This window comes from Streptomyces sp. NPDC056948 (assembly GCF_042674225.1).
Classification (GTDB): Bacteria; Actinomycetota; Actinomycetes; order Streptomycetales; family Streptomycetaceae; genus Streptomyces; species Streptomyces purpurascens.
Genome location: NZ_JBHUQX010000380.1, coordinates 1 through 9,332 on the forward strand (window position 1 = coordinate 1; position 9,332 = coordinate 9,332).

Consider the following 9,332-nt stretch of genomic DNA (forward strand, 5'->3'; position numbering starts at 1 on the left):
GCCGTGAGCGGCACGACGAGAAAATCACCGTGTACGTGTCCGCCGAGGAGCTCATGGACCTGGAGCACGCACGTCTCGTGCTCCGCGGCGAGCACGGCCTGGCGGTCGACCGTGGCCGTATCGTCCGCGAGGCGGTCGCCGTGGTCCTCGCCGACCTGGAGACCCGCGGGGACGCCAGCATCCTCGTACGACGTCTGCGCGGGCGGTAACGGTAGCCTGCGGGGGCTATGACCTCGAACGCTTCCCCTCCACCCGCCGACGGCCCGAACGGCCGTCGGCGTGCGGTGGGGCGGGGGCCGGGCGCCGGGCCCCTGCCGGGAGCTGGGCCGGTAGAGCCGGAGTCGCCTCCGGAGATGGCTTGGCCCGAGGCTGCGCAGCCCGAGCCCCCGGCACCGGCTGAGCCGACAGCGGCGGAGACCTTGGGGCCGGTGGCCGAGCGGGTGAAGCCCGTTGGGCGGGTGGAGGCTGTAGAGCCGCAGTCGGCCGTCGAGCCGGTGGAGGTTGCAGAGCCGACGGCGCCCGTTGAGCCGATGGTGCCCGTCGAGCCGGCTGCGAGGTCCGAGAGCCCGGGCGATGCCGGTGACGGGGTCTTCACGGTCCGGCTCGCCAATTTCGAAGGCCCCTTCGATCTGCTGCTGCAGTTGATCTCCAGGCACAAGCTGGACGTCACCGAGGTCGCGCTGTCGAAGGTGACCGACGAGTTCATGGCGTACATCCGGGCGCTGGGGCCGGACTGGGATCTGGACGAGACGACCGAGTTCCTCGTCGTCGCGGCCACGTTGCTCGATCTGAAGGCGGCACGGCTGCTGCCCGCCGCCGAGGTGGAGGACGAGGGCGATCTGGCGCTGCTCGAAGCCCGGGACCTGCTGTTCGCCCGGCTGCTGCAGTACCGCGCGTACAAGCGGATCGCGGACATCTTCAGCGGGCGGCTCGACGACGAGGCCCGGCGCTATCCGCGTACCGTCGGGCTCGAACCCCAGCATGCCGCGCTGCTGCCCGAGGTCGTCATCAGCATCGGGGCGGAAGGGTTCGCCAAGCTCGCCGTGAAGGCGATGCAGCCCAAGCCCAGGCCACAGGTCTACGTCGACCACATCCACGCCCCGCTGGTCAGCGTGCAGGAGCAGGCCCAGCTCGTCGTCGCCCGGCTCAGGGAGTTCGGCGAGGTCAGCTTCCGGGCGCTCATCGAGGACACCGACGACACCCTCACCGTCGTAGCCCGCTTCCTCGCACTGCTGGAGCTGTACCGCGAGAAGGCCGTGGAGCTGGAGCAGGAGGCCGCGCTGGGCGAGCTGCTCGTGCGGTGGACCGGCGGGGACGGGGACGAGACACCGACCGTCACCGACGAGTTCGACCGGCCGCCCGAGCCGCCGAAGGAGGAGAAACCGGCGTGAGCGAAGAAATCAGCGAGATCCCGGCCGGACTGCGTACCGTCGCCGATCTCGACCTCAAGCCCGCTCTGGAGGCCGTCCTGATGGTCGTGGACGAGCCCGCGACCGAGGAACATCTCGCGAAGATCCTCGACCGGCCGCGCCGCCAGATCACGGACGCGCTGCGCGAGCTGGCCGACGAGTACACCGTCCAGGGGCGTGGCTTCGAACTGCGGTTCGTCGCGAACGGCTGGCGGTTCTACACCCGTGCCGAGTACGCGCCCGCCGTCGAGCGCTTCGTGCTGGACGGCCAGCAGGCCCGCCTCACCCAGGCCGCCCTGGAGACCCTGGCCGTCGTCGCGTACCGGCAGCCGGTCAGCCGCAGCCGGGTCTCGGCCGTGCGCGGAGTCAACTGCGACGGCGTCATGCGGACCCTCCTGCAAAGGGGTCTCGTCGAGGAGGCGGGCACGGAACCCGAAACAGGTGCGATCCTGTACACGACGACGAACTACTTCCTGGAGCGGATGGGCCTGCGCGGCCTGGACGAGCTCCCGGAGCTCGCGCCCTTCCTCCCGGAGGCGGAGGCGATCGAGGCCGAGACCCAGGAGGGCGTACCGTCGTTCGACCCGGACGCGCCTGATGACGACGTGCCGGGCCGCCCGGTCTCCCCGGGTGCCGACGACGAAGACGACCAGACGGAACTTTGATGCGAAGCAGCGGCAGGAACGGCGGAAACGGCGGGCGGGGCAACCACCGCGGTGCCGGCAACAACAGGGACGACAAGCAGGGGCAGGGCCGCCCCAGCAAGCCCCGCCCCGAGGAGCGCCGCTACGACGTGGGCCCCGGGGCGACGAAGGACGGGCCCAAGTCCGGGCGCGGCGGTGCGGCCCGCGGCGGCGCCAAGGGCGGTCCCAAGCAGCCCCAGCAGCGTGGGCGTACGGCCCCGGCGCGCGCTCGCGAGTATGAGGCGCAGATCGAGGAGCGCAACCGCGACCGGTACGCCGAGAAGAAGGACGTCAAGCTGCCCAAGACCTTCCCGGGCGCCGAGCAGGAGGGCGAGCGGCTCCAGAAGGTGCTCGCGCGAGCGGGCTTCGGCTCCCGGCGCGCCTGCGAGGAGCTGATCGAGGAAGCCCGGGTAGAGATCAACGGCGAGATCGTCCTGGAGCAGGGGCGGCGCGTCGACCCGGAGAAGGACGAGATCAAGGTCGACGGGCTGACCGTCGCCACGCAGAGCTTCCAGTTCTTCTCGCTGAACAAGCCCGCCGGTGTCGTGTCGACGATGGAGGACCCGGAGGGCCGGCAGTGCCTCGGTGACTACGTCACCAACCGCGAGACCCGGCTCTTCCACGTCGGCCGGCTCGACACCGAGACCGAGGGCGTCATCCTGCTCACCAACCACGGTGAGCTGGCCCACCGGCTGACCCACCCGAAGTACGGCGTGAAGAAGACCTACCTCGCGCACATCGTCGGCCCCATCCCGCGCGACCTGGGCAAGCAGCTCAAGGACGGCATCCAGCTCGAGGACGGCTACGCGCGCGCGGACCACTTCCGGGTCGTCCAGCAGACCGGCAAGAACTACCTCGTCGAGGTCACCCTCCACGAGGGCCGCAAGCACATCGTGCGCCGGATGCTCGCGGAGGCCGGGTTCCCGGTCGACAAGCTGGTGCGGGTCGCCTTCGGGCCGATCACCCTGGGCGACCAGAAGTCGGGCTGGCTGCGGCGGTTGTCCAACACGGAGGTGGGGATGCTGATGCAGGAAGTCGATCTCTAGGCGTAGCGCCGAACCCGAAGTGCTTGAGTTCCCCGTGCCCTGTGGGCGCGGGGAACTGTTCGTGACCGGCCGGAAGGACACCCCGCATGACCCTGGTCCACAAGCAAGCCGCCACCGGGGCGCTCACCGGCCTCGCCCTGGGGGACGCGCTGGGGTACCCGACCGAGTTCAGCGGCGTGCCGGCGATCCTCGACAGCTTCGGCCCCTGGCGGCGGCTGGAGCTGCCGACGCCGGCGATCGTCAGCGACGACACGCAGATGACGCTGGCGCTCGCGTGGGGCATCCGGACGGCGATGGACCGTGGTGTGCTCGGGCCCGAGGGGATGGCCGAGTCGGTACGGCAGGAGTTCATCGCCTGGAACCGGTCCCCGGAGAACAACCGTGCCCCCGGCAACACCTGTCTGCGGGCCTGTGCCCTGCTGGAGCGCGCGGACCGGCCCTGGCAGGACGCCAGCCAGATCCACTCCAAGGGCTGCGGCGCCAACATGCGCGTCGCGCCCCTGGGCCTGATCGTGGGCCTGAGCGACGAACAGCGCGCGGGCGCCGCCCAGTTGCAGTCCGCCCTCACCCACGGGCACCCCACCGCGCTCGCCGCGTCCGACCTCACCGCGCACGCCATACGCCTGCTCGCGCAGGGTGCCGAGCCGGCCGGGCTGATCGGCCTGCTCCGTTCGTACGCCCTGGAGAACCGCAGCCACTACCACGAGCGCTGGCTCGGCGATCTGTGGCACCGGGCCCAGGACCCGAGCCCCGAGCACTTCATCGCGCGCGGCTGGGACGAGTGCCTGGCGATCCTCGACCGTCTCGGGCACGCCGTGCGCACCGTCTCGCCCGAGGACGACCCGTGCCTGGCCACAGGCGAGGGCTGGATCGCCGAGGAGGCCCTGGCGACCGGGCTGCTCTGCTTCCTGCTCTTCGCCGACGAACCCGTGACGGCCCTGCGGCGCGCCGCCTGCACCGCAGGCGACTCGGACTCGATCGCCTGCCTGGCGGGCGCCTTCGCCGGCGCGTATCTGGGCGCGCGGGCCTGGCCGACCGAGTGGGCCGACCGCGTCGAACACCGGAGCGACCTGCTCACGCTCGGGGCGCTCTGGGACGCGTGAGGGTCAGGCGAGGCGGACCGAGCTCCCCTCCACGGTGATCTGTTCGGCGGGCAGGGCGCGGGTCGCCGGGCCGTGGGCCACCGCGCCGTCGGCGATGCGGAACTTGCTGCCGTGGCAGGGGCAGTTGATCGTGCCGTCGGAGACCGTCGACACCAGGCAGCGCTGGTGGGTGCAGATGGCCGAGAAAGCCTTGAACTGCCCCTTCTCCGGCTGGGTCACCACGACCTCCTCGTTCTTGAAGATCTTGCCGCCGCCGACCGGGATCTCGTCGGTGGAGGCCAGCTCCTGGCCGGCCGGGACGCTTGTCTCCTTCTGTCCGGTGGGCAGGACCGTCGACGTGGAGCCGTTGTCATCGCCGCCCCCGCCGCAGGCCGCCACCAGCGCCACCGCGCCGGTCGCGCCCGTCGCGAGGAGAACCGTGCGGCGAGTGGTCTCGTAAGTCATGTCGTCACTCCGAAGGTGCCGAAAGTGGAGAAAGCGGACTTTTCTGCATCTTGGCATTGAAAATACCCAACGAACAGTGATTCCGACGTCTCATCGGGCGGGCGCCGCGCACCCGCTTCGCACCGGCTGACTAGGCTGGACGGACGTAGAGCGACACGCACGTCAGCAAGGAGCAGCGCCGTGGCGGTACGAGCGGTCCGGGGGGCCGTCCAACTCGAGCGGGACGAGGCCGGGCACATGGACGAGCAGGTCGGAGCCCTGCTCACGACCATCCTGGAGCGCAACGAACTCGAGGCCGACGACCTGATCAGCATCTGGTTCACGGCCACGCCGGACCTGCACAGCGATTTCCCGGCGGCCGCCGCCCGCAAGCTCGGCATCGTCGACGTACCGCTGATCTGCGCCCAGGAACTCGACATCGAGGGCGCCATGCCGCGCGTCGTCCGGGTCCTCGCGCACATCGAGTCCGACCGGCCCCGGGCCGGCATCGCCCACGTCTACCTCGGCGCGGCGGCCGCCCTGCGCAAGGACATCGCCCAGTGAGAACCGCACTCGTCATCGGCACCGGCCTCATCGGCACGTCCGCCGGCCTGGCCCTGTCCCAGCGGGGCGTCACCGTGCACCTCGCCGACCCGAACCCGGAGCAGGCCCGCACGGCGGCCGCGCTCGGCGCCGGCACGGACGAGGCGCCGGACGGGCCCGTCGACCTCGCGATCGTCGCCGCCCCGCCCGCCCATGTGGCGGACGTGCTCGCCGACGCCATGCTCCGCGGAGCGGCGCGCGGCTACCTGGACGTCGCCAGCGTCAAGGGCGGGCCGCGCCGCGAGCTGGAGGCACGCGGCCTCGACCTGACCGCCTACATCGGCACACACCCCATGTCGGGCCGGGAGAAGTCCGGCCCGCTGGCCGCGACCGGGGATCTCTTCGAGGGCCGGCCCTGGGTGCTGACCCCGACCCGGGACACCGACACCGAGGTGCTGAACCTCGCACTCGAGCTGGTCTCGCACTGCCGTGCCGTGCCGGTGGTGATGGACGCCGACGCACACGACCGTGCCGTGGCCCTCGTCTCCCACATGCCCCACCTGGTCTCCAGCCTGGTCGCCGCGCGTCTGGAGAACGCCGCGGAGGCCGCCGTACGGCTGTGCGGGCAGGGCATCCGGGACGTGACGCGGATCGCCGCCTCCGACCCCCGGATGTGGATCGACATCCTCTCCGCCAACCCCGGGCCGGTCGCCGACCTGCTCACGGACGTCGCCGGCGACCTGGAGGAGACCGTGCGGGCCCTGCGCGCCCTGCAGTCCACCGACGACCACAAGCGCCGCGAGGGCAGCACCGGCATCGAGGACGTCCTGCGGCGCGGCAACGCGGGGCAGATCCGCGTCCCCGGCAAGCACGGATCCGCCCCGCGCGTCTACGAGGTCGTGGCGGTGCTCATCGACGACCAGCCGGGACAGCTCGCCCGGATCTTCGCGGACGCGGGCATGGCCGGCGTCAACATCGAGGACGTACGGATCGAGCACGCGACGGGGCAGCAGGCCGGCCTGGTGCAGCTGATGGTCGAACCGAAGGCGGCCCCCGTGCTGAGCGCCGCGCTGCGCGAGCGGGGCTGGGCCATTCGGCAGTAGGGCATCCTGGAACAGGGTCGGCCGACGCGCGGCCGGACGAGTGACCCGCACCCAGTAACCTTGTGCGGGGCAGTCGCGCCCTCACCCCCGCCAGCCCGGTCCAGGAAGGTCTCCACTGTGGAAAGCCCCACGCCCGTGATTGTCGCCATCGACGGCCCCTCCGGCACGGGCAAGTCGAGCACCTCGAAGGCCGTGGCGGCGCAGCTCGGGCTGAGCTACCTGGACACCGGCGCCCAGTACCGGGCGATCACCTGGTGGATGGTGAGCAACGGCATCGACATCGGCGACCCCGCCGAGATCGCCGCCGCGGCCGGCAAGCCGGAGATCGTCTCCGGCACCGACCCGCTGGGCCCGACCATCACCGTCGACGGCGTCGACGTGGCCGGCCCGATCCGCACCCAGGAGGTCACCTCCAAGGTCAGCGCGGTCAGCGCGGTGTCCGAGGTGCGTGCCCGGATCACCGAGCTGCAGCGCACGATCGCCGCCTCCGCGGAGAAGGGCATCGTGGTCGAGGGCCGTGACATCGGCACGACCGTGCTGCCCGACGCCGACCTGAAGATCTTCCTCACCGCCTCCCCGGAGGCGCGTGCCGCCCGCCGCAGCGGTGAGCTGAAGGGCTCCGACGTCCACACCACCCGCGAGGCCCTGATCAAGCGGGACGCGGCCGACTCCAGCCGCAAGACCTCGCCGCTCGCCAAGGCGTGCGACGCGGTCGAGGTGGACACCACCGAGCTCACGCTGGCCCAGGTCATCGAGTGTGTCGTCACCCTCGTCGAGGAGAAGCGGGCGGGGAAGTGACCGAGCTGCCTTCGGTACGGGGTGCCGAGGTCGGGCGGCGCATCGGCGTCGGCCTGATGTACGGGCTGTGGAAGCCGCGCGTGCTCGGCGCCTGGCGGGTGCCCACGAACGGCCCGGTGATCCTCGCGGTCAATCACTCCCACAACATCGACGGCCCGATGGTCATGGGCGTGGCGCCCCGGCCGACGCACTTCCTGATCAAGAAGGAGGCGTTCATCGGGCCGCTGGACCCCTTCCTGCTCGGCATCGGGCAGGTGAAGGTGGACCGCGACACCACCGACCGCACGGCGATCACCCAGGCGATCGGCATCCTGGACAACGGCGGCGTGCTCGGTATCTTCCCCGAGGGCACCCGGGGCGAGGGCGACTTCGCCTCGCTGCGCGCCGGGCTCGCGTACTTCGCGGTGCGCGGCGGCGCGCCGATCGTGCCGGTCGCCGTGCTGGGAAGCACCGACAGGCGCGGACGGTTGATAAAGGGGCTGCCTCCGCTGCGCTCGCGCGTCGACGTCGTCTTCGGCGAGCCCTTCGACGCGGGCGACGGCAGCGGGCGCCGTACGCGCAAGGCGCTGGACGAGGCCACCGGCCGCATCCAGAAGCAGCTCGCCGCCCACCTGGAAAACGCCAGGCGCCTCACCAGGCGCTAGGCAACACTGAGTAGTGGATCAGCCCGGAAGACAGCGGGTACTCCACCGACCACCAAGATGAACGACGAGGTACGGACTTCATGAACGACCACATCCAGCCCGACGGCTCGGCGCCGCACGAGCACGACCACGGGGCGCTCGGCGACGTCGAGTACGCGGAGTTCATGGAGCTCGCCGCGGAGGAGGGCTTCGCCCCCGAGGACGTCGAGGGCGCGATCGAGGAGGCCGGGCACGGCCCGCTGCCCGTGCTCGCCGTGGTCGGCCGGCCCAATGTCGGCAAGTCGACTCTCGTGAACCGCATCATCGGACGCCGCGAGGCCGTGGTCGAGGACAAGCCGGGCGTCACCCGCGACCGTGTGACGTACGAGGCCGAGTGGGCGGGCCGCCGTTTCAAGGTCGTCGACACCGGCGGCTGGGAGCAGGACGTCCTCGGCATCGACGCCTCCGTGGCCGCCCAGGCCGAGTACGCCATCGAGGCCGCCGACGCGGTCGTCTTCGTCGTCGACGCCAAGGTCGGCGTCACCGACACCGACGAGGCCGTCGTCCGGCTGCTCCGCAAGGCGGGCAAGCCCGTGGTGCTGTGCGCCAACAAGGTCGACGGCCCGAGCGGCGAGGCCGACGCGACCGCTCTGTGGTCCCTCGGCATCGGCGAGCCGCACCCGGTCTCCTCGCTGCACGGCCGCGGCACCGGCGACATGCTGGACGCCGTCCTGGAGGCCCTGCCGGAGGCGCCCGAGCAGAGCTTCGGCACGGCCGTCGGCGGCCCCCGCCGGATCGCGCTCATCGGCCGTCCGAACGTCGGCAAGTCCTCGCTCCTCAACAAGGTGGCGAACGAGGAGCGCGTCGTCGTCAACGAGCTGGCGGGCACCACCCGTGACCCGGTCGACGAGCTGATCGAACTCGGCGGTGTCGTCTGGAAGTTCGTCGACACGGCGGGCATCCGCAAGCGCGTCCACCTCCAGCAGGGCGCCGACTACTACGCCTCGCTGCGCACCGCCGCCGCCGTCGAGAAGGCGGAGGTCGCCGTCATCCTCGTCGACGCCGCCGAGTCGATCTCGGTGCAGGACCAGCGGATCGTCACCATGGCCGTGGAGGCGGGCCGCGCGATCGTCCTGGCCTTCAACAAGTGGGACACCCTCGACGAGGAGCGCCGCTACTACCTGGAGCGGGAGATCGAGACCGAGCTCGGCCAGGTGGCGTGGGCCCCGCGGGTCAATGTCTCGGCCCGCACCGGACGGCACATGGAGAAGCTGGTCCCGGCGATCGAGACGGCCCTGGCGGGCTGGGAGACCCGGGTTCCGACGGGCCGGCTGAACGCCTTCCTAGGTGAGCTGGTCGCCGCCCACCCGCACCCGGTCCGGGGCGGCAAGCAGCCGCGCATCCTGTTCGGCACGCAGGCGGGCACCAAGCCGCCGCGGTTCGTGCTGTTCGCCTCCGGCTTCATCGAGGCGGGCTACCGGCGCTTCATCGAGCGCCGCCTGCGCGAGGAGTTCAGCTTCGAGGGCACGCCGATCCACATCTCGGTGCGGGTGCGCGAGAAGCGCGGCGCGAAGAAGAAGTAGCGCGAAACAGTGGAAGGG

At 71.5% G+C, this 9,332-nt stretch carries 10 protein-coding genes and 1 pseudogene; 10 read left to right on the forward strand and 1 reads right to left on the reverse strand.

What is annotated here, in order from left to right; translation table 11 throughout:
• The 5 genes and pseudogenes from ACFTZL_RS34995 to ACFTZL_RS35015 all read left to right on the forward strand — a co-directional run.
• A pseudogene (locus ACFTZL_RS34995) lies at positions 1-209 on the forward strand (hypothetical protein); the annotation flags it as partial.
• Positions 210-227: 18 nt separating this feature from the next.
• Positions 228-1,391 (forward strand): segregation and condensation protein A, encoded by a 1,164-nt coding sequence (locus ACFTZL_RS35000; RefSeq protein WP_382591392.1) that lies wholly within the window; start codon positions 228-230, stop codon positions 1,389-1,391.
• Positions 1,388-2,074, forward strand: a complete 687-nt coding sequence (gene scpB / locus ACFTZL_RS35005; protein WP_382591395.1) for an SMC-Scp complex subunit ScpB — start codon at positions 1,388-1,390, stop codon at positions 2,072-2,074. The genes ACFTZL_RS35000 and scpB overlap by 4 nt, the downstream gene beginning before the upstream one ends.
• Positions 2,074-3,138, forward strand: coding sequence for a pseudouridine synthase (locus ACFTZL_RS35010; protein ID WP_382591398.1), 1,065 nt, complete (start codon positions 2,074-2,076; stop codon positions 3,136-3,138). The genes scpB and ACFTZL_RS35010 overlap by 1 nt, the downstream gene beginning before the upstream one ends.
• A gap of 86 nt (positions 3,139-3,224) precedes the next feature.
• Positions 3,225-4,241: an ADP-ribosylglycohydrolase family protein gene (locus ACFTZL_RS35015; RefSeq protein WP_382591401.1), complete on the forward strand. Its 1,017-nt coding sequence runs from the start codon at positions 3,225-3,227 to the stop codon at positions 4,239-4,241.
• 3 nt (positions 4,242-4,244) lie between these two features.
• Here ACFTZL_RS35015 and ACFTZL_RS35020 read toward each other — a convergent pair whose 3' ends face one another.
• Positions 4,245-4,685: a Rieske (2Fe-2S) protein gene (locus ACFTZL_RS35020; RefSeq protein WP_382591404.1), complete on the reverse strand. Its 441-nt coding sequence runs from the start codon at positions 4,683-4,685 to the stop codon at positions 4,245-4,247.
• A gap of 180 nt (positions 4,686-4,865) precedes the next feature.
• Between ACFTZL_RS35020 and aroH the strand changes: the two genes are divergently transcribed.
• From aroH to der, 5 genes are all read left to right on the forward strand, one after another.
• Positions 4,866-5,228, forward strand: coding sequence for a chorismate mutase (gene aroH / locus ACFTZL_RS35025; RefSeq protein WP_382591407.1), 363 nt, complete (start codon positions 4,866-4,868; stop codon positions 5,226-5,228).
• Complete coding sequence (locus ACFTZL_RS35030) at positions 5,225-6,310, forward strand: prephenate dehydrogenase (RefSeq protein WP_382591409.1); 1,086 nt, start codon at positions 5,225-5,227, stop codon at positions 6,308-6,310. Before aroH ends, ACFTZL_RS35030 begins: the two co-directional genes overlap by 4 nt.
• A 117-nt stretch (positions 6,311-6,427) precedes the next feature.
• A complete protein-coding gene (gene cmk, locus ACFTZL_RS35035; protein ID WP_382591411.1) occupies positions 6,428-7,108 on the forward strand; it encodes a (d)CMP kinase in 681 nt (226 codons plus the stop codon).
• The gene (locus ACFTZL_RS35040) at positions 7,105-7,752 is read left to right on the forward strand and encodes a lysophospholipid acyltransferase family protein (RefSeq protein WP_382591414.1); all 648 of its coding nucleotides are present in this window, start codon (positions 7,105-7,107) and stop codon (positions 7,750-7,752) included. Before cmk ends, ACFTZL_RS35040 begins: the two co-directional genes overlap by 4 nt.
• 80 nt (positions 7,753-7,832) lie before the next feature.
• Positions 7,833-9,314, forward strand: a complete 1,482-nt coding sequence (gene der / locus ACFTZL_RS35045) for a ribosome biogenesis GTPase Der (RefSeq protein WP_382591417.1) — start codon at positions 7,833-7,835, stop codon at positions 9,312-9,314.
• The last annotated feature ends 18 nt before the right edge of the window (positions 9,315-9,332 follow it).